The sequence below is a fragment of the Kribbella sp. NPDC006257 genome (assembly GCF_040613535.1).
Classification (GTDB): domain Bacteria; phylum Actinomycetota; class Actinomycetes; order Propionibacteriales; family Kribbellaceae; genus Kribbella.
Window position 1 is genome coordinate 29,012 of the sequence record NZ_JBEXSJ010000009.1, and the last position, 18,498, is coordinate 47,509.

Annotated in this window: 18 protein-coding genes; 10 read left to right on the forward strand and 8 right to left on the reverse strand. The window is 67.4% G+C overall.

What is annotated here, in order from left to right:
• Positions 1–198 precede the first annotated feature (198 nt).
• Positions 199–4,578, forward strand: coding sequence for a hypothetical protein (locus ABZ004_RS13130; protein WP_355680045.1), 4,380 nt, complete (start codon positions 199–201; stop codon positions 4,576–4,578).
• On the forward strand, positions 4,578–5,054 hold the full coding sequence (locus tag ABZ004_RS13135; RefSeq protein WP_355680046.1) for a hypothetical protein: 477 nt from the start codon (positions 4,578–4,580) through the stop codon (positions 5,052–5,054). The genes ABZ004_RS13130 and ABZ004_RS13135 overlap by 1 nt, the downstream gene beginning before the upstream one ends.
• On the opposite strand, the gene ABZ004_RS13140 is transcribed toward ABZ004_RS13135, so the two are convergent.
• Positions 5,051–5,845 carry a hypothetical protein gene (locus ABZ004_RS13140; RefSeq protein ID WP_355680047.1) on the reverse strand — a complete coding sequence of 265 codons (795 nt, stop codon included), beginning with the start codon at positions 5,843–5,845 and terminating at the stop codon, positions 5,051–5,053. The genes ABZ004_RS13135 and ABZ004_RS13140 overlap by 4 nt on opposite strands.
• A 55-nt stretch (positions 5,846–5,900) precedes the next feature.
• Positions 5,901–7,955, reverse strand: coding sequence for a penicillin acylase family protein (locus ABZ004_RS13145; RefSeq protein ID WP_355680048.1), 2,055 nt, complete (start codon positions 7,953–7,955; stop codon positions 5,901–5,903).
• Positions 7,956–8,042: 87 nt separating this feature from the next.
• Between ABZ004_RS13145 and ABZ004_RS13150 the strand changes: the two genes are divergently transcribed.
• Complete coding sequence (locus ABZ004_RS13150) at positions 8,043–8,504, forward strand: GNAT family N-acetyltransferase (protein WP_355680049.1); 462 nt, start codon at positions 8,043–8,045, stop codon at positions 8,502–8,504.
• On the opposite strand, the gene ABZ004_RS13155 is transcribed toward ABZ004_RS13150, so the two are convergent.
• From ABZ004_RS13155 to ABZ004_RS13165, 3 genes are all read right to left on the reverse strand, one after another.
• The gene (locus ABZ004_RS13155; protein ID WP_355680050.1) at positions 8,505–9,116 is read right to left on the reverse strand and encodes a TMEM175 family protein; all 612 of its coding nucleotides are present in this window, start codon (positions 9,114–9,116) and stop codon (positions 8,505–8,507) included.
• Between the two features lie 58 nt (positions 9,117–9,174).
• Positions 9,175–9,555, reverse strand: a complete 381-nt coding sequence (locus tag ABZ004_RS13160) for a hypothetical protein (RefSeq protein ID WP_355680051.1) — start codon at positions 9,553–9,555, stop codon at positions 9,175–9,177.
• Positions 9,556–9,629: 74 nt separating this feature from the next.
• Positions 9,630–10,034, reverse strand: coding sequence for a VOC family protein (locus ABZ004_RS13165; protein ID WP_355680052.1), 405 nt, complete (start codon positions 10,032–10,034; stop codon positions 9,630–9,632).
• Positions 10,035–10,092: 58 nt separating this feature from the next.
• Here ABZ004_RS13165 and ABZ004_RS13170 point away from each other — a divergent pair, with 58 nt between their 5' ends.
• The 5 genes from ABZ004_RS13170 (at position 10,093) to ABZ004_RS13190 (ending at position 13,535) form a co-directional block, all read left to right on the forward strand.
• A complete protein-coding gene (locus tag ABZ004_RS13170) occupies positions 10,093–10,521 on the forward strand; it encodes a MarR family winged helix-turn-helix transcriptional regulator (RefSeq protein ID WP_355680053.1) in 429 nt (142 codons plus the stop codon).
• A gap of 57 nt (positions 10,522–10,578) precedes the next feature.
• Positions 10,579–11,727: a peptidoglycan-binding protein gene (locus tag ABZ004_RS13175; RefSeq protein ID WP_355680054.1), complete on the forward strand. Its 1,149-nt coding sequence runs from the start codon at positions 10,579–10,581 to the stop codon at positions 11,725–11,727.
• 193 nt (positions 11,728–11,920) lie between these two features.
• A complete protein-coding gene (locus ABZ004_RS13180) occupies positions 11,921–12,430 on the forward strand; it encodes a DUF6529 family protein (RefSeq protein WP_355680055.1) in 510 nt (169 codons plus the stop codon).
• A gap of 25 nt (positions 12,431–12,455) precedes the next feature.
• Positions 12,456–12,959, forward strand: a complete 504-nt coding sequence (locus tag ABZ004_RS13185) for a Rieske 2Fe-2S domain-containing protein (RefSeq protein ID WP_355680056.1) — start codon at positions 12,456–12,458, stop codon at positions 12,957–12,959.
• Positions 12,960–12,968: 9 nt separating this feature from the next.
• The gene (locus ABZ004_RS13190; protein ID WP_355680057.1) at positions 12,969–13,535 is read left to right on the forward strand and encodes a hypothetical protein; all 567 of its coding nucleotides are present in this window, start codon (positions 12,969–12,971) and stop codon (positions 13,533–13,535) included.
• Between the two features lies 1 nt (position 13,536).
• Here the strand turns inward: ABZ004_RS13190 and ABZ004_RS13195 are convergent, their stop codons facing one another.
• On the reverse strand, positions 13,537–14,280 hold the full coding sequence (locus tag ABZ004_RS13195; protein ID WP_355680058.1) for a class I SAM-dependent methyltransferase: 744 nt from the start codon (positions 14,278–14,280) through the stop codon (positions 13,537–13,539).
• A 177-nt stretch (positions 14,281–14,457) separates the two neighbouring features.
• On the opposite strand from ABZ004_RS13195, the gene ABZ004_RS13200 reads away from it, so the two are divergent.
• Positions 14,458–15,507 carry an aminotransferase class V-fold PLP-dependent enzyme gene (locus ABZ004_RS13200; protein ID WP_355680059.1) on the forward strand — a complete coding sequence of 350 codons (1,050 nt, stop codon included), beginning with the start codon at positions 14,458–14,460 and terminating at the stop codon, positions 15,505–15,507.
• Between the two features lie 27 nt (positions 15,508–15,534).
• Positions 15,535–15,966, forward strand: a complete 432-nt coding sequence (locus ABZ004_RS13205; RefSeq protein WP_355680060.1) for a MerR family transcriptional regulator — start codon at positions 15,535–15,537, stop codon at positions 15,964–15,966.
• Here ABZ004_RS13205 and ABZ004_RS13210 read toward each other — a convergent pair.
• Entirely contained in the window at positions 15,963–17,246 is a 1,284-nt protein-coding gene (locus ABZ004_RS13210; RefSeq protein ID WP_355680061.1) for a hypothetical protein, read from the reverse strand. The two genes, ABZ004_RS13205 and ABZ004_RS13210, sit on opposite strands and share 4 nt — an antisense overlap.
• Positions 17,247–17,310: 64 nt before the next feature.
• Positions 17,311–18,477: a molybdopterin molybdotransferase MoeA gene (locus ABZ004_RS13215; RefSeq protein WP_355680062.1), complete on the reverse strand. Its 1,167-nt coding sequence runs from the start codon at positions 18,475–18,477 to the stop codon at positions 17,311–17,313.
• Between the last annotated feature and the right edge of the window lie 21 nt (positions 18,478–18,498).

An 18,498-nucleotide genomic window follows, 5' to 3' on the forward strand; every position in this document is an offset into this window, starting at 1 on the left:
ACAACCACGTCGACAAACAGAACCGCATCCCTCCCCACAACCACGTCGACAAACAGAACCGCATCCCTCCCCACAACCACGTCGACAAACAGAACCGCATCCCTCCCCACAACCACGTCGACAAACAGAACTCCAGCTTCTGCTTCACCCGGCCAGGCTGCCGGGGTGCAGGAGGTTATTCGCGGGGTTGCGAAGTCGATGTTGTGGTTTGGGGGGAACAAGCGGCTGGTTGCTGATTATCAGGCGGTGGAGCGGGCCGCTCGCCGGGCCCTGGTGGATCCGGATGTGCTGGCGGCGGCGGGGTTCGAGTCGATCGAGTTGGTGGCGGGGACGAGCAATCTGTACGACGCCAAGCCGTTGAAGGGTGAGCCGTTCCGGTTCCGGGTCCGGGCCGCCTTCGTGGAAGGCGGTCACCCCGGTGAGTTCGTCGTACGCGCCGACGGGACCGAGGCCGCTTCGATCACCCTCTCGTTCCGGATCGCCGATGCGGGTGTCGGGCGGACGCTGGTCAATCTGCTGCATCAGATCGATCATGCGGGGCGGCCGAGCGAGATCCCACAACCCGGTCGGCCGGCGGTGGAGTCGAAGCTCCGGGCCGGCAGCAACGTCCGCGACGATCTGACGCTGACCCGCGAGGACGGCGGCCGGCTTGCCGAGTTGCGGTACCTGGACCTCCAGGACCAGCACATCCCGCAGTACCGGGCGGTTCGTCGGGCGGATGTCCTCAACGAGATGAGGGCCCTGCTCGAGCACATGGCGGTAGCCCACGGCCAGACGGACGCGGAGTACCGGCGGGCGTTGCTCGGCGCGGACCGGGATCTGGTCGCGCGCCGGACCGACGGGTGGAAGGCCGGTGACGAGCGGCCGAGAGGCCGGGTGTACGTCGGCCGGGAAATGGTCGGCGTCGCCACGACCGCAGGCGCCTCGGTCGGTATCGTGCTGGGATCGAACAGCTTGATCGCTGGCCTCGGACTCGCCGTTCCGGCTCTGATCACCGCGTTCGTGCACGCACACCAGCAACGCAAGCTCGACGCCGAGAAGCAGGCGGTGAAGGGCGAGCAGTACGGCGAACATCTGGGCGAGGTCACCAAGCGCAACACCGGCGTGTACGAGCTGATCGAGTCGGATCCCTTCGGCATACGGGCGTCACCGCCGGCCGAGATCGACCCGGCGAAACTGGCCCCGCCCAGGAAGCGCTACTTGGCCCGGCACCTGATCCCGTCGACGATCGGGCTGAGTGTCTCGACGCTGATCACCGGTATCTCGCCGGCCGCGCTGGCGCCGACCCTTTTCTACGCGGCATCCGCGCTGATCCGCCCGATCACCGACCGGATGGCCGATGCCCTGGGCAACAAGAAGGAGATGCTCCGGTTCGAGGAGCTGATGACGAGGGTCGCGACGGACCCGGAACGCTACGAGAACCAGCTGATCGACTTCCTCCAGCAGTTGCAGGAACGCCTCCGCGCCGCGACCACAGCCATCAGCCGGATGAGCCGGACCGACGAGGCACTGGGATCGCTCGAACAACGCACTCTGCTCGGCAAGGAGCTGGCCGAGCAGGTCCCGGGCTACCTCAAGCGGGTCGTCCCCGCTGCGCCGGAGCCGAACGAGGCCGACCCGACCGAGCTGTCCGAACTGATCAGCTCGTACGGCGAATCGCTCATCTTCGGTGCGATCAGCGGTCTCGCCGGAGCAGCCACCTCGGCCTGGGTGAACGCCTTCCTGCAACGGCAGAGCGACGCGGCCGTCGCCGAGCTCTTCCAGTTCAGCCTCGAGCTGCGAGACAGCGCCAACAGCAACGCTCTCCATGAGGCGATGACGGCCGAGATCACCAAGACGATCGCCCTGGTTGAGCTGGCCGAGCGGCTCGCTGCCGGACCGGCCGACGCGGCGCAGGCCAAGCTGCTCGATCGGATCTTCGACCGGTTCCGGCAGTCCGTGCCCGCTCCGCCGGCACCGCTCGACGCTGCGCAGAGACCGGACGGACTGACAAGCGTCTGGGCGCAGACGCTCACCGTAGTGCCGCCGGCCGTCCAACTAGGCGTTCTGGAAATCAGCAACATCGTGCTCGGTCTTGGTCCCGTGGCCCACATCGCGACGGCGATCGCGGCGACGGTCCAATTGCTGGTCGGCCCGGTCGCACGGATCCTCGGCAACCGGGAGGACCTCAAGCACGGTACGCACGCGATGGACGCCAACAACGAGCTTGCGGTCGAGCCACAGGTGGTGGCCGACAAGGTCGCCGCGGTGCGGTTCGTCCACGAGAGCATCCAGTCCGGAGCGCAGGTCAACCCCGCCCGGACAGTCGAGCTCCTGTTCCGGATACGGCCGAGCAGCCCCGGCTACACCGACCGGGTGCGGGCTGCGGTCCGGGCTGCCCGACTGACGATCCAGGGCGATCCGCAGCAGGGATTCCAGCAACGACAGGATCTGCATCAGGCGCTCGACCGGATCGAACAGCAGGCCGACCAGCTCGATGATCTGGCGGCCGCTGCGCGGCGGAACGAAGCGGGCGCGCGAGCCGAGTTGCGCCGGGCTCGCGCCGTGCTGGCCGCAGTACTGAAATCTCATCAGCCGGTCGACGGACAAGGTGCGCTGCCCGGACTGACGGACGTCGACCCGGCGGCCGGTCACCGGACCGAGGGCGACCCGTTGATCCGGGCACAAGCTCGCACGGAAGAGGGCTGGCGGCGCCTGCACGGAGAGCCGACGAGCACGCCGCTGCGGGTCCAGCGGCTGATTGCTCTGAACCGCGTCCGGCAGGCGCTACGCACGTTGGCGAACCATCTCGCGTTTCTCGATGCCAGGACTCCGACGGACGGGGTCGAACACGCGCTCGACGAGTTCCGCACCGAGCTCGCCAAGTTCAAGGAGCTTCAGCAGAAGGCCGGCGTGCCGGGTGATCTGGACTTCGACCCCACCGCTGTCGCCGACCAGGTACACCAACACCTGGCTCCGAGACGCCCGGACGGCAATGCGGCCAAGCTCAGGCATTTCCTTGCCGACGGCATCCGGCAGATTCCCCGCAAGCTGCTGCCCAAGATCGTCGCCGAGCTCGAGAATTCGCTCCTGCACGAATTCGCCGACGTTCGGTCGATCGAGGTGCGGCCCGGTGAGGTGCGGTCGGGCGTCACGGTGGTCGTGACCACTCACAACGGTGACGAGCTGGTGATCCGGTTCGTGGTCGGTGAGGTCGCGGACGGCCATCCGGGGGAGTTCTGGCTGACCGAGGGTGGGAAGAATCCGGTGACGGGTGAGCCGGAGCATGCCGTCGTACGGATCTCGGACCGGATCAACGATCATGACATCGGGCGGGCCGTGGTGCACGAACTCCGGGAGCTCAGCCATCTCGAGGTGGCCGGGGACGGCGCGGCTTTCAGCCCGCATCAGCAGGGCAGGCTGGGTGAGCTGCTGCAGCTGCACGACGCGTTGACTCGCTCCGAGGCCGACTTCAGCGGCGATCGTGAGCTGAAACGCCGGCTGACCGCCGCCAAGTTCCGCGAATTGGCCGACGAGCTTTCCTTGGACCATCCCGACATCGAGCAGCGGCTGCAGCGGCTGAAGGACCATGCAGAGGTACGCCGGGCGCTGGATGCGCATCGTCAGCTGCTCGAAGAGTTCGGCAACCAGGCGCCGACTGCCGATCCGGTGGTGGTGAGCCATCGCGATCTGGTTGCGTTCCAGCACGAGCTGCGGGAGCACCTCCGCGGCGAGGCCGAGCGCAACGGTACTTCCCTGGACCACGAGTACCACCAGTTCGCCCTGCGCCAGGTGATGGCCAGAACTCTCCAGCACAGTCCAGGCGCTTGGACGATGAACGATGGCAAACCACTGTTGACAGGCTTCCCCGGCGCTCACCAGTCGCAGATGGTCGAGGCCCTCCAGGCCGCGCTACGACTCGACCTCGGCGACCACCTGCGGTTCGAGCTGTCGGAGATACGACCGCTGCGGGAACAAGCCGGAGCCAGGTTGATCCACGACGTCTATCTCGGCGACCAGTTGATCGGCAGGGTCAGCGTCTACCTGGTCCCCCACACCCAGCCGGTGGACTGGACGCCTGGCGATCCGGACTTCGGGGTCAGTCCACGGAACGGGTTCGATCCGGCCTTCCACTACCGGCCGATCGGCGACGCTTTCGTGCCCGGCGTGCACGACCCGGACGGTGCCTTCAAGGGCAACGAGCGCCCCATCGCGGAGAAGCTCGCCCGGGAGCGGGGCTGGCGGCTCGACGGCCGGCTGGAGGACCATGGCGTCGAGCACCAGAAGGATCCGGAATGCATGGTCAGGAAGGGCCCGGACGACCCGGGCCGGATCGTGGAGTTCAAGACGCTCGACCCACCGGCGAACAAGGACGCCAATCCGCAGAGTGCCCTGAAGCGGAACATCATCGACGCGAGCCGCCAGGTCCCACCGGACGGCGAGATCGTGATCGACGCACGTCGTGTGCCTGGGCTGACGGAGGAGGATGCCGGCCGCGCGTTCCGAAGGGCGCTCGGTCAGGGGAACAGCAGGGTCGCCGCGCAGGTCCATGTCATCCTCGACGACGGACGTATCGTGACGTTTGTGAAGGAGCGCTGATGTCCGACCGCGAATTTCTCTTCCTGAAGACCGCGGCGACCGTCGAGGACGAGGCCGGGGTGCTACGCGATCTGCTCGGACTCGAACCGATTCCGCATCAGGCCACTGCCGGTGAGGACGAGTTCGGTCTGCGGGGTCCGGCCCGCACCGTGGACGGCACGCTCGGCTTCGTGGTCCATCCGAACGGGTTCGCCGAGATCGACCCGGATCCGGGGGATATCCAGGTGTTCGACGCCTATGAGGTGCAGATCGACATCTGGCTGGGAAGTCGTGGCCCGCAGCAACAAGCGGAGGCTCGGGTGGTCTTCGACCACCTGGTGGCGCATCGCCCCGACGTACCGATGCTGCTCTGTCACAATCCTGACTGGTTGATCGCCGCCTATCTGCCGGGGCGTGGTGTGCACGACTTCCCGCCCGGCACCTCCGTCGACGCGCCGGACGCGGAGCAGTGGCGGGATTGGGCGGTCACTTCCTAGCGGGCGCTGGTCCTGGCGATGGCCTCGGCGGCCAGGTCGCGGAGGATGTCGGAGCCTGCCTGGGTGGGAACTTGCTGGAAGGTACGCCGGAGTGCCTCTGTCAGCGCGGCGACTTCGGAAGGCAGGACGAGTTCCGCCAGCGCTCGCTGGTTGCGCACCGAAAGCTCGTCAACATCCTGATCGCCGACCAGGGAGGCCACGAAGGAAGGGCCGTCGGCGGGGATCCCGCGATCGGCGGCGACTGTTCTGATCTTCAGGTGCAGGTCGAGCAGGTCGATCAGATCGCGTTGTACGGCGTCGCGGATCACGTCCCGCAACTCGTCGTGATCGATGCCATCAGCAACCAGGTCATGGATGGTCCGGACCGGCGTCGTCACCGGTATCCCGTCGACCTCGGTCCGCTGGTCGGCCGACAGCTCTGCGGCCATCACCCTGATGGCTCGCAGTGCCGGAAGCTGACCTGTGCTGGTGATGGTGACGACGGGCGCCGAGGCCGAACCGATCCCGTGCAGGCGAGCCGCCGAGCCGTGCGAGATCACCATGTCGCGACCGCGCTCCCAGGCGAACTGCTCAGGCGCCAACGCCAGCCACGCGGCGTACGGGATCGCCCGCATCGGCCCAGTCGGACTGCCCACGATCTGGAAGACGCTCCAGTCAAGCTCCGCCAGCAGGCCCGCCTCGACCCAAGCCCTCTCCGCGGTGGTCCCGAGCCGCTTCAACTGCCCGCCAGTCACCAGCCCAAGCTGCCGCACCGCAACCGAGCAGACCTCGACAAACTCCCGCTCCCACATTCCCCGCACGCTAGGCCACTCCGCATCCACCCGAGCACCCCTGGCCGGAACAGGACTATCGCTCGGGCTCCAGTTCGTCCCAGGACGTGGTGATGGGGAGGAGGGTGGCTGAGAGCCAGTGGGGGAGTTGGTTGTGGTGGTGGGGGTGGCCGGGGATGGCGGAGGTGCCTAGGGGGACTGACCAAGCGCTGTTGGTGCGGTCGGCTAGGTCCCAGGTGTAGCGGGCGGCTGAGGCTCGGATGCAGACGTCGCTGAGGCCGGGGAGGCTCGAGGTGGACCAGACGCAGTGGTGGTCTCCGGAGAGGGCCAGGTCGATCGGGTCTTCGGTGGGGGTGAAGATCGGGTAGCGGAGGGGGTGGAGCGGGGTGAGTTGGTGGGTTTCGCCCCAGGGGCGGCGGGGTTTGCTGTGGGCGACCTCTTCGAGGGCTTCGCGGGCCAGCCAGCGGATGTTGACGTCTGGCAGGAGATCGGTGGTGATGAGGTTCTCCAGGGCGAAGCTGACGTGGGCCAGCGGATCCATCCATTGGGTGAAGAGCTCGGGGCAGTCGATGTCGTCTTCGAGGACGGCCAAGGTGGGGTGGTCGGCCAGGCGGTGGATCAAGGCTTTGCGATAGGCGGCGTACGTCGAGGCGGTGCTGCTGTCGGCGTCCATGCGCTGGTCCCAAGCAGCAAGCGACGCACGCAGGTCCGTTGCCTTGGGTGACAGATCGTCCAAGCCTGCAAGGAGGTCCAGCATCAGCGGCGCTGAGAGGAGCAAGGTGTCGCTGTGGATCAGGGGCATCTCGGCGGCGGTCCAATCGGTGCGGGAGCTGACCAGTTGGCGGATGCGATTCGACCGGTGTGGCGCGGCGAATTCCGATCCCAACAGCTCAGCCAGTTCGCGCGCATTCGCCATCACGGCGTACCCATCGATGGTTGCCGCAGGCATCGGCGAGAACCAGCCCTGCCACTCGAACTTGCTTTCCCAAGCCGGTACTACGCGGAGCTGGTTCTCCGCATCGCGCGTCGGCACCAGCCCGGCCGTGCGATGAAGCAGCCCACCGGCGGTGTCGGCCGCGAGGAGAACGTTGACCGGCTCCACCCAATCCTCGACAGCGGCGTCGATATCGGCGACAGTGGTTGCTGAAAGCAACTTAGGCAGCACCTCGAAGCCAAGCCGACCGCTCACTCGTGGCGGATAGCGCAGACTGATAGCGCGTTCACCTGGTCCACCGATGATCACCGGCCCACGCTCGGTCTCGATCACCTCCACCTCAATGGCCGCGGCCCCAGCGACCGAGAACACCTCGGTATGGACAGCGGCCCGCGACCACCCGTCCGGCCCGAGCGCCTCGACCCCGTCCGCCGTACGCCGTAACTGTTCGGCGAACAGATCCTGGTAGTCCGCCATCGCGTTGGTGATCGCCCAGGCCACCCTCCCGGTGTGCCCGAAATGCGCGATCCCGGGAATCCCCGGCACCGCGAGCCCGATCACGTCGTACTCCGGGCAGGCCAGCCGGATCTGCTGATAGACCCCCGGGTTCTCGATGTACCGATGCGGGTCGCCGGCGATCAGCGGCGCACCCGACTCGGTCCGATCACCGGCGATGAGCCAGCCGTTGCTCCCCGCAGTACTGGGGCCTTCGGCGTCGAACAGCGTGACGGCCGCGTCGCCGAAGTGGTGCACGACATGTTCGCGCCACAGCTTGTTCGGGAAGCCGGCGAACATGATGTGGATCGCCAGCCAGTTGCCGAGCGGCGCCCACGGCTCCCACTCCTCGACGGCGAGCCCGGTCTCCGCGAACTCCGGTGCGTTCGAAGCACCACCCGGCAGACCTTCGTTGACCCCTGCCACGTACGCCGTGAGCCAGGCGCGCGTCGCGTCGTCGAGGTTCCGGTAGCACCGTTCGGCGGTGTCGGCGAGGCGGGCCTGCCGCGCGAAACTGTCCCAGCCGATCGCCTCGGTACCGAGGAAGGCGGCGGTCGTCCCGAGGAACCGCCGGCGCTGCAACTCGATCTGCCAGGCGCGATCGGTCGCGGCGTTCCGGCCCTGCAGCTGAACCAGCTCCAGCGGATCGGCTGCGCGCAGGTGCGGCACACCCCAGGCATCCCGGAAGGTCTCGGCGGTCACTCGGCATCCTCCGTCGTCGGTCGGGAGCCTCCAACCTACCTGCGCGATCACGGGTCGTGCTGAGGTTTCCCCATGTGAGGATGAGCTGTGAGCCTTCAGATCCGCGCCATCGACGTGACCGATCCCGACACCGCCGAGCAGTTGCTGACCGTGCAGCACCGGGCGTACGCGGTCGAGGCGGAGCTGATCGGCTTCGACGGCATCCCGCCGCTCCAGGAAGACCTCGCCGGACTGATGGTGTCGACGGAGTACTGGCTCGGCCGGTACGACGGAAGCTCGCTGGTCGGCGCCGTCGCCTACGAACTCCCCGATCCCGACACGGTCGAGATCAGCCGGCTCGTGGTCGACCCGGATCGCGCTCGTCAGGGTCACGGCCGGGCGCTCCTGGATCACCTCGACGAGGTGGAGCAGCGGCCGATCAGCTTGGTTTCCACCGGCACCGAGAACACTCCGGCGACCCGGCTCTACGAATCCCGCGGCTACCGGGAGGTCGAGCGAATCACGATCGCTCCCGGAGTACAGGTCACTCGTTTCCGAAGGGCGCTCTGATCACTTGCTTCGGAGTTGCTCGAATCCGTAGTACACGGCGAGGAGGAACTGTACGAGCAGGGTCAGCGGGGCCGAGATGAACGACAGTCCGATGCAGGCCGCGTAGAAGGCGGTGCCGACCGAATACCGCAGTACGGAGGCTCGTTGTTCCTTTGCGGACATCTCGTGGTCGATCAGGTGTTTGCGTAGTGCGTGCCACCAGATCGCGCTGAAGGCGATCGCGGCGAGCGTGAGGTTCGCGCTGTAGACCGCCGCGGCGACGTTCGCGTCGATCGAGTGGTGGTCCAGGTAAGTGGCGAACAGGTTCGTCGGGAACGGGAGCAGCGCGGTCCAGAGCAGCAGCAGGAGGTTCAGGAACATCAGGCCGCGGTCGGCGCGCTGGATCTGCCGGAACATCGAGTGGTGGTTGATCCACATGATGCCGAGGATCGCGAAGCTGGTCAGGTATGCCGCGAACTGCGGCCACTCTTCCTGCAGGGCATGCCATAGCTGCCCGTCCTCGACCTCGGGAACATGCAGTTCGAGCACCAGCAGCGTGATGGCGATCGCGAAGATGCCGTCACTGAACGCTTCGATCCGATTGGTCTCCGCAAGCGCGGACTCGTTCGCCACGGGCCGAGTGTGACATCGCCGCCGCCTGGCGCGCGACCCGTTTCACCCTCGGCCGAACTCAGCCCGCCGGGTGGTCGTGGGCCGGATCGTCGTGCGCCGGATCATCGACCGGCTGCTCCGACTCGTCCACCCCACCCGCCGGTACGCCGTACGCCGGCTGACCCTCCACCGGTATATCTTGCGCCGGCTCGCCTTCCACCGGTACGCCCTGCGCGGGCTCGCCTTCCACCGGTATGCCCTGCGCCGGCCCGCCCGGCAGCGTTGAGCCGGGGCGGCGGGGTGGGTTCGGGACCGGGCCCTCGGAGACGGTACCCGGGCGATCGAGGCCGTCGAGCTCCCGGTCGGTCAGCTCGACGCCTTCCTCGGCCAGCACCTCGTCGATCTCGACCTCGTTGGCCTTGTGCCCAGGATGCGGCAGACCAGGTCTGTCGAAGCTCATGCTCTTCTCCTCCTCAAACCCGACCCAGGAGTCCCCAGGACGCTCCCTTCCACGCTATCCGCCCGCGCCGACGGTTAGTAGGACTGGAGTTCCACCAGCGTGCCGTCGGGGGTGCGGAGATGGGCGGTCCGGAGGGTAGGGCCCCACGCCGGGCGAGCCTGGGCGGGCGCCAACGTGGTGGCGCCGTGCTTCTCGAGGACGGTGACCGCGGCGTCGACCGAGTCGACCTTGAAGACGAGCATGGCCGAGTCCTGGGCCGCCGCCGTGACGGGCAGCGCAGTGGTGCCGATCGTGTCGGCCATCACCGCGCGGCCGTAGAGGACGAGGCCGGCCTGGCCTTCGATGTCCCAGTTCGCGTACGCCGCTTCTGGGATCACCTTGACCGGCTGGACGTCGAACAGTTCGGCCAGCACCTCGCGGTAGAACTCCACCGCGGCAGGGAAATCGGTCACCAGCAGGCGGGGGTACAGCACGTCCATCGTCAGCTCCAATTTAGTGGGGATCAACCAACCATTGGGATCAGCCTACAATAGGCCGATGGAGACCCTGCTGGGGATGACCACGTTCGTGCTGCACAAGGTCGGCGTGGCCGGTCGGCGCGCGATCGCCGACCGGCTGGCGGTCAAGCCCGGGATCACTCTCTGGCAGCTCGCCGCCCTCGCCGAGCTCGGCGATCAGGGCCCAGCCGCCCAGAACGAGCTCGCGGCCGGCCTCGGGATCGATCCGAGCGACATGGTGCGTCTGATGGACGGCCTGCTGGCCGACGGGCTGGTCTCCCGCGACCGCGATCCGGAAGATCGCCGCCGCTACCGGATCTCCCTCACCCCGCAGGGCAAGAAGGTGCTGACCGCCGCGCGCGCCGTCGTACGGGAAGTTGAAAAGGCAACTCTGCAGCCGCTGTCCCAGGCCGAGCGGGCCACTCTGCACCGCCTGGTGACGAAGATCCATCAGAGCCCTGTCAAATAGTAACCAAGCTCTGTACTCTCCGAGGTGAAAAGTTTCGGTTCACCTCTGGAGGACCTGATGCAGCCGCCCCGCTCCGCAATCCATCGTCCAGTACTCCGGAAGCTCGGCATCTCGTTGCTGATAGCAACCGTTGCCGCGCTGACCCTGGTCGCACCGGCCCACGGTGATGAACTCGCCGGCCCGACTGCTGATCAGCTGCGAACCAAAGCTTCGGGTTGCGAGACCCAGCTCTCGAACGGCAAGTACGCCCACGACTCCGGCGGCTCCCGAACCGTCGCGGTCTGCAAAACCGGCGGAGCCGTGCACTGGACCGCCGACTTCGACGTCGATTGTGACGGCCAGCGGACCAGTCAGTGCAACGAGAACACCGATCCGTCCTTCCAGCCCAATACCTCCTGGAACCAGTCCAACGGCCAGCCGCTGAACTCGGCCACCCTGCCGTTCATCGTCGTCCCGCTCCCCAGTACCACCTGGAACTACGCCACCGCCGGCATCGGCGGCGCCACCATCGCCGCGGTCGTCTACGGGAGCAAGGTCGCGTACGCCGTGGTCGGCGACCAAGGTCCGACCGGGATCATCGGCGAAGGGTCCTACCAACTCGCCCAGCAACTCGGCATCAACCCCGACCCGTCGTCGGGTGGCGTCTCGGGTGCCGTGGTGACGTACATCCTCTTCCCTGGCGTGAAGTCGATCCCGATCGAGAACCAGGCCGACGCGCTGACCAAGGGCCAGGCCGCGGCGACCGCGTTCGTCAACGGTACGCAAACCTGTGGTGCCACGAACCTCGACTTCGCCGCCTACCCGACGTTGCAGAACGGATCGACCGGCGCCGAGGTGAAGGCCGCGCAGTGCTTGCTCGGAGCAACGAACGAGCCGAGCGGCATCTTCGACACTGCCACCGAGGATGCGACGAAGGCGTTCCAGACGCGGAAGGGGCTGCCGTCGACCGGCATCGTCGACTCCCACACCTGGACGGCTCTGCTGGCCGCAGGTGACCAACCGACCCTCCGCAACGGTTCAACCGGTACGGCGGTCGGTCGGCTGCAGCGCGCTCTCACAGCAGCACTTGGTCGGACGGTCGGCATAGACGGCCAGTTCGGCACCATCACCGAGACGGCCGCCAAGGACTACCAGCGAACCCGCGCCCTGGTCGTCGACGGCGTAGTCGGCCCCGCTACCTGGACAGCGCTTCAAACCGGAAAGTAGACGGACTTCGCTCTTCGGTTGAACCGGTTCTGTGGGATAGACGTAATGCCCTGTACGACGCCACGGAGGGGTGGGGTCATCGAGGGACGGAACGCCCATGAACACGAACACCGATGGCACTAACGCGGAAACGGTAGAAACAATAGGGAAAGGAGAGCCAGCGCGGGGGACGCTTCTACTACTGGTGTTCGCGGTGGCGGGTGCGTTGGTCTCGCTGTCACTCGGCATCTACGGGAAGGTGCATGAACCGACCGGGCGGCCGCTGGCGCTGATCGTCGGGTTCACCTCGCTGACCCCGATGAAAGCGTGGCTCGCCACCGCGGCCGTGGTACTGGTGATCTTCCAGGTTGTCTCGGCCTTGTGGATGTACGGCCGGTTGCCGGTCAAGCGGAAGGCGCCCGCCTATCTGTCGCAGCTGCACCGATGGAGTGGATCCATTGCGTTCGTGGCGACGTTGCCGGTCGCGTACCACTGCTTGTGGAGCCTCGGCTACAGCACCTTCGACACGAGAACAGCACTGCATTCGCTGTTCGGCTGCGCTTTCTATGGCGCCTTCACGACGAAGATGCTCGCGCTGCGGGCCAACAAGATGCCCCGCTGGGCGTTGCCGGTCTCCGGCGGTCTGTTGTTCTCACTGCTGATCGGAGCCTGGGCCACGGCCGCGCTCTGGTACTTCACCCAATCCGGCGTCCCGCTGCGATGACCGTTTCACGAAGAGGAGCAGGAAAATGACCAAGTCTGACCAGGTCGTCGAGCGGCGGACGGTCTTGCTCGCCGGGGGTGCCGCGGCAACCGTAGTACTGAGTGGTTGTGTCGTGCAGCGAGCCGAACCTCCAGTGGTGACACAGCCGGCCCCACCGCAAACCTCCGTGTCACAGCCGCCCACAGCGCCGGAGCAGACCGTGGCGCCGGAGCAGCCGTCGAGCAGTGCGCCCAAGCCTGCGCAGAACGCGTTGGCGAAGGTGGCGGACATCCCGGCTGGTGGTGGCGTGATCCTCACGGACCAGAAGCTCGTACTCACCAAGGATCAGAGCGGCAAGGTCTGCGCGTTCTCGGCGATCTGCACGCATCAGGGCTGCGCCGTGACCGCTGTCGAAGGCGGCACGATCAACTGCCCGTGCCATGGCAGCAAGTTCGACGCGACCAGTGGGGAACCGGTCGCTGGTCCGGCCCGGAAGCCGTTGCCGGCGGTCGCCTTCCAGCAGCGCGACGGCGCGATCTTCCCGGCGTAGGAGCGGATCATGTTCAAGAACCTGCCCACGATGGTCTGGGTGATCGGCGCGACGATCGCGGTCGCCGCCTTCAGCCCGGCGGTCGGCAACGTCGCCACCACCGCGCCGATCGTCGTCCAGCCACCCGCCGCCCCACCACCAGCCGCCAAGCCGTCCGCCGCCCCACCACCGTCCGCAACCCCATCTCCGACCGCACAGGCACCAAATGACGCCCCAGTAGTCATCAAAGCCGGTACGACGAAGCTCGGCCCGACCGCTGTCAACGCTGAAGGCTTCACGGTCTACCTGTCAGTCCTCGACAGCACCGATCCGCCACGGTCGGTCTGCCTCAGCAAGACCTGCCTGACCGCCTGGAAGCCTGTCTACGTCGGAAAAGGCGGCATCATCGCCGGTGCCGGTGTAGACCAGGCAAAGCTCGGCAGACTCGTCCGCCCCGACGGCGACGTACAAGCAACCCTCGGCGGTTGGCCCCTCTACCTCTTCATCAAGGACAAGACCCCCGGCGACGTCCTGGGCGAAGGCGTCAAAGGCACCTGGCACGCCCTCTCCCCAGCAGGCAAGAGAGCGGCCAAGTAGGTCAACGACGTGCGGTCATCAACAACCGGGAATCCCCAACGGCATAAGGCTTTCCGGTGAGGTCGCCGTGCAGCTCAAGGGCAGAGAATCCTGCCTCTTCGAGCAACTCGACGTACTGTGCGGTGGTGTAAACGTGATGGGCGGCCGTCCGCTCGACCGCCTCACCGCCCCGGGTGAAGCGGTAGTGGCTGAGCAGACGGCTCGTCCGTACGTCGTACTCCGTGCTGCCCTCCATCGACACATCGCCGGCCTCGATCCGTCGCGAGCCGGGTTGATAGCCGGGCAGCAGGGACTCGGCTGCGGTGTTGATGTCGAGCAGTACGCCGCCTCCCGGTCGTACTGCGTTCGCGAGGGTGGCCGCGAAGGCCTGCATCCCCGGCAACTCGAAGTAGCCGAAGCTGTTGCCGAGGACGACGGCGGCGTCCACCCTGAGCTCGCTGGGGATCTCGCGGACGTCGGCGACGCTCAGGTCGACTTCGAGTCCGGCGGCCGACCTCACGGCGTACGCGATGGCCTCGGGGGAGATGTCGAAGCCGGTGACGCGGTAGCCGCGACGGGCGAGGGTGAGGCTGTGCCGCCCGCTTCCGCACGGGAGGTCGAGGACGTGCGCTCCGGGGGTGAGCCCGAGCTGTTGCTCGGCGAACGAGACTTCGGCAGCGGCCGCTTCGGCGGGGATTGCTTGCCGCCAGAAGGCGTTCGGCAGTTCGGTGAAGAAATCTTCGTACCACGTGGGTGAAACAGACAACAGAAGCTCCTTGGCTGGGCCATCGATGAGAAACAACGAGGTCCGGGCACCGCAACAGCTCACCGGCGGGGTTAGCGCTGGGTGAGGGGGGCCCGGGTGAGATTCCGGGCGGCCATGGCGTCCTCCGTGGTCGAATTGCCTAGCAGGAGTGTAGTCGGGCGGAGAGTGGGAGACGGGATGAGTTCGGTCAGCGAATTTGTGGAGTTGTGGGAGCCGCAGCCGGGGTGGTTGAACACTGCTTCGTATGGGTTGCCGCCGCGGGTGGGGTGGGAGGCGTTGCAGGCGGCGTTGCGGGACTGGCGGGTCGGCGCGACGAGCTGGGAGCCGTGGGACGAGTCGACGACGCGCTCCCGTGAGTCGTTCGCCCGGATCGTCGGGGCGCCGGTGGCGGACGTCTTCGTGGGCAGCACGGTGTCGGCGGCGATGGCGCCGATCGCGGACTCGCTGCCGGACGGTTCGACGGTGCTGGTCGACGACATCGAGTTCACCTCCAACGTCTTCCCCTGGAAGGTGCACGAGGACCGCGGCATCCACGTCGTCTCGGCATCGACCGACGAACTCATCAGCGCGATCCGGCCCGGGATCGACCTCGTCGCCGTCAGCGCTGTTCAGTCCGCGACCGGCACCGTCCTCGATCTCGCAGCAGTAGTTGCTGCCAGCAAGGAAGTTGGCGCGCTCGTGGTGGTGGATGCGAGCCAGGCGGTCGGCTGGCTGCCGCTCGACGTCAACGGGCTCGACGCTCTGATCGCGCACACCTACAAATGGCTGATGTCGCCGCGCGGAGCCACTCTCGGGTACCTCTCGCCGCGACTCCAGGAACGCTGCCGCCCAATGGCCGCCGGCTGGTACGCCGGCGAGGACGTCCACAGCTCGTACTACGGAACGCGGATGAACCTGGCTGCCGGGGCTCGGAGGTTCGACCAGTCGCCGGCCTGGTTCAGCTTCGTCGGAGCGGCACCTGCGCTCGAACTCGTCGAGCAGATCGGGGTGGAGCAGATCCACCGGCACAACCTCGCGCTGGCGAACGAGTTCCGCGCCGGGCTCGGGCTGCCGCCGGGTGATTCGGCGATCGTCAGCACCGAACTCCCCGGCGCGAAGGAGGCGTTCGCGGCGGCCGGCGTACGGGCTGCTGTTCGGGATGGCCGGCTGCGGGCGTCGTTCCACGTGTACTCGACGGAGGCCGACGTGCAGCTGGCGCTGAAGGCGCTGGAAGGACTGAACTCCTAGACCCGACTCTAGGTTATCTTGGCGGGTATGACTGCGGATCTGAGTATCGGACAGGTGGCCGAGCGGACCGGCCTGAGCGTGCACGCGCTGCGGTTCTACGAGCGGGAGGGGATCCTCGCCGAGCCGGTACGCCGGGAGGCGAACGGGCGCCGCGTCTACAGCGAGGACGACGTCGACTGGCTCGACATGTGCATCAAGTTCCGGTCGTCCGGGATGCCGCTGGACACCATCCGCAAGTACACCGAGCTGATCCGGCAAGGTCCGGGCAACGAGCTGGAACGCCTCGAGTTGCTGCGCAGCCACCAGCAGCATGTCGCCGAGCAGATCGAAGAACTCAAGGAGTGTCTGCGGGTGATCACCTACAAGGTCGACATCTACACCGAGCACGTCAACCGAGGCACCGCCGACACCCTCTGGGTAGGACCATCCGCCACCAACAACTGCGAGGAAACCGCCTAGGAGTTGCGCAGGATCCGCCGGACCATCCCCGGCGCGAAGAGCGTCTCGGGGCGGGTCAGGCCGTTGGCGACCTCGACGAACCGGCGGCCGACGACCTCGTCGACGGCGCTGGCGCGATGGACGCGGGAGAGGAACCCGTTGAGAAACCGCGTCTTCAGGCTGCGTGGACCCGGCACGTGCGGAAAGCGGACATCACCACCGGTCGACAGCGCCCAGGCCGGCTCGACGATCTTGGCGACGCCACCGAAGTACCGGCGGGTGAGGTTCTCGCCGTCGGTCTCCAGACACTCGGCCAGGTACTGCGCGCTCAGCGCAGCCAGTGTCATGCCCTGTCCGTAGACGGGGTTGAAGCAGCACAACGCGTCGCCGATCGCGAGGAAGCCTTCGGGCAACCGGCTGCACTTCTCGTACCGGCGGCGCACGCTCGGCCCGATCCGGTAGCGCACCGGCTCGGTCAGCGGCTCGGCCTTCGTGACCAGGCGATGCACCTCGGGTCCGTCGAGGCGTGCCGCGTAGTCCTCGAAGGCACCAGGCTCGACCGGCGGCGGCACGTCGCTCAGCCCGACCAAGGTGACCAGCCAGCGATCGCCTTCCTTCGCGCCCGCGCCGCACCCGAACGGGTTGGCGGGGTGATGGCCGCTCAGGACACCGATGAAGTCCTGCGCGCCAGGCTCGCGGCGGTACTCGCGGCTGGTGTAGACCAGGCCGGCGTTGACCTCGTCCTCTCGCGCCGACTCGTAGCCGAGCTCCTTCAACCAGGTCGGCCCGCGATTGCTCCGGCCACTGGCATCCACCACCACGTCAGCCGCGAGATCACCGTCCTCAGTCCGTACGCCGGTCAGCCGGCCGTCCTTCTCGAGCAACCCGGTCACCGTGGTGCGCGGGCGCAGCTCGATGCTCGGGGACACCTTGCGCCGGAGTACGGACTCGATCAGGGGGCGGCCGGCGAGGACGGTCGTCATCGTCGACGGGCCGCGCTTCAGCAGGTTGCCCTCGTTGTACCAGAGCAGGTCCTGGTGTGGATCACCAGTGACCGCGCCCTGGCCGACCAGCTCGTCCCAGAAACCGGGGACGAGCTCGTTGATCACCTGGTGGCCCTTGGCGAGCAGGCCGTGCCCGTGCCGGCTCTGCGGAACTCCCTTGCGGTGCACGGGATCCAGCGGCAGTTCGTCCCGGTCGAGCACGATCACCCGGCCGAACCAGCGGCTCAATACCTGTGCAGCCAGCAATCCGGCGATACTTCCGCCGACGACGACCGCCTGGCTCTGCCTCGAATCCATACGTTCAAGGATGTTCGGCGGGCGGCGAATTCCCTCGCGCTTTCGGGCATCCTGCGGGCCAGATCTAACTACCCCAGAACCGTGCTCCGGGGTCCAGCGGGAGCAAGCGAGCGGCGATGGCTTCGGAGGGGCCCGGGTCGATCACGGCCAGCGCGTCTGCTGCTGCCACTCCACGAAGCATCGCCGAACCACCATGCCCGATCGGTACTACGCCCTGCGGGCCGACGCGAACGGGCACCAGTCGCGTGTTGTGCGGGTGACAGGCGATTCCACCCGGTACTGCGGCCGGTGGCAGCACCGGCAACTGCAGCCCGCGCAGCCGCTGGATCACAGCGGTTCCCAACGTCAGGAACGCTGTCAACGCGGCCAGCGGATTGCCCGGCAACCCGATCACCAACCGTCCGTCTCCCAGCCGAGCCAACGCCTGTGGATGCCCCGGCCGGCAAGCAACCCCATCCACCAGCAACTCAGCCCCCACTGCCGCCAACGCACCCCGCAGGTGATCAGCCGGCCCAGACGCCGAAGATCCAGAAACCAAGACAAGATCAGCTGTTGCAGAGTTCAAGGCTTCGATCAGAGCATCTCGGTTGTCTGGGAGATGGCTGATGCTGGGCACACAGCCGGCTTGGGCGATGAGACCGGGGAGCATCGGGCCGATGGCGTCCCGGACCTGGCCGGAGGTCGACGGGCCCCGGTGAATCAGTTCGTCGCCGGTGATGAGGGCATGGACGCGCGGGTGCGGGATGACGGTCAGGCGGTCCAGGCCGAGGGCTGCGGCCAGCCCCAGGACCGTTGGCTCGATGACTGTGCGTGCTCGGAGGAGCACCTCGCCTGCCTGGCACTCCTCGCCGGCGCGACGGATGTGGGCGCCGGGCTGGACCGTGCCGAGGACCAGGTCGGCGGTCAGGGTGGCGTCCTCGTCGCGGAGGACGGCGGTGGTGCCGGGTGGGACGGCGGCGCCGGTGACGATCGCCTTGGCCTCGCCGTCCGACAGCGGTCCGGACAGCTCCGAGGTCGCGAAGACCGACCCGATCACCCGCCACGGGCCGTCGCCGCGGACCGCGTAGCCGTCCATAGCCGCCCGATCGACCGGCGGCACCGCCGCGGGCGCGACCAACGGCGTCGCGAGCACCGTACCGCCGGCGTCGGCCAACGGGAGCGAGCGCGGCTTCAGCGGGGTCGCCGCAGCATGCGCGGACTCTCGCGCAGCGTCCCACGACATGGCGGCCATTGCATGATGGTGTCGCAGTCC

Bases quoted from the DNA above. Each gene is read 5' to 3' on its own strand.
- ABZ004_RS13140 (WP_355680047.1), bottom strand. From the start codon at position 5,845: ATGTGGGAGCGGGAGTTTGTCGAGGTCTGCTCGGTTGCGGTGCGGCAG.
- ABZ004_RS13210 (WP_355680061.1), bottom strand. From the start codon at position 17,246: ATGGATTCGAGGCAGAGCCAGGCGGTCGTCGTCGGCGGAAGTATCGCC.
- ABZ004_RS13185 (WP_355680056.1), top strand. From the start codon at position 12,456: ATGACCAAGTCTGACCAGGTCGTCGAGCGGCGGACGGTCTTGCTCGCC.
- ABZ004_RS13190 (WP_355680057.1), top strand. From the start codon at position 12,969: ATGTTCAAGAACCTGCCCACGATGGTCTGGGTGATCGGCGCGACGATC.
- ABZ004_RS13135 (WP_355680046.1), top strand. From the start codon at position 4,578: ATGTCCGACCGCGAATTTCTCTTCCTGAAGACCGCGGCGACCGTCGAG.
- ABZ004_RS13170 (WP_355680053.1), top strand. From the start codon at position 10,093: ATGGAGACCCTGCTGGGGATGACCACGTTCGTGCTGCACAAGGTCGGC.
- ABZ004_RS13200 (WP_355680059.1), top strand. From the start codon at position 14,458: ATGAGTTCGGTCAGCGAATTTGTGGAGTTGTGGGAGCCGCAGCCGGGG.
- ABZ004_RS13130 (WP_355680045.1), top strand. From the start codon at position 199: ATGTTGTGGTTTGGGGGGAACAAGCGGCTGGTTGCTGATTATCAGGCG.
- ABZ004_RS13165 (WP_355680052.1), bottom strand. From the start codon at position 10,034: ATGGACGTGCTGTACCCCCGCCTGCTGGTGACCGATTTCCCTGCCGCG.
- ABZ004_RS13175 (WP_355680054.1), top strand. From the start codon at position 10,579: ATGCAGCCGCCCCGCTCCGCAATCCATCGTCCAGTACTCCGGAAGCTC.
- ABZ004_RS13160 (WP_355680051.1), bottom strand. From the start codon at position 9,555: ATGAGCTTCGACAGACCTGGTCTGCCGCATCCTGGGCACAAGGCCAAC.
- ABZ004_RS13205 (WP_355680060.1), top strand. From the start codon at position 15,535: ATGACTGCGGATCTGAGTATCGGACAGGTGGCCGAGCGGACCGGCCTG.
- ABZ004_RS13215 (WP_355680062.1), bottom strand. From the start codon at position 18,477: ATGGCCGCCATGTCGTGGGACGCTGCGCGAGAGTCCGCGCATGCTGCG.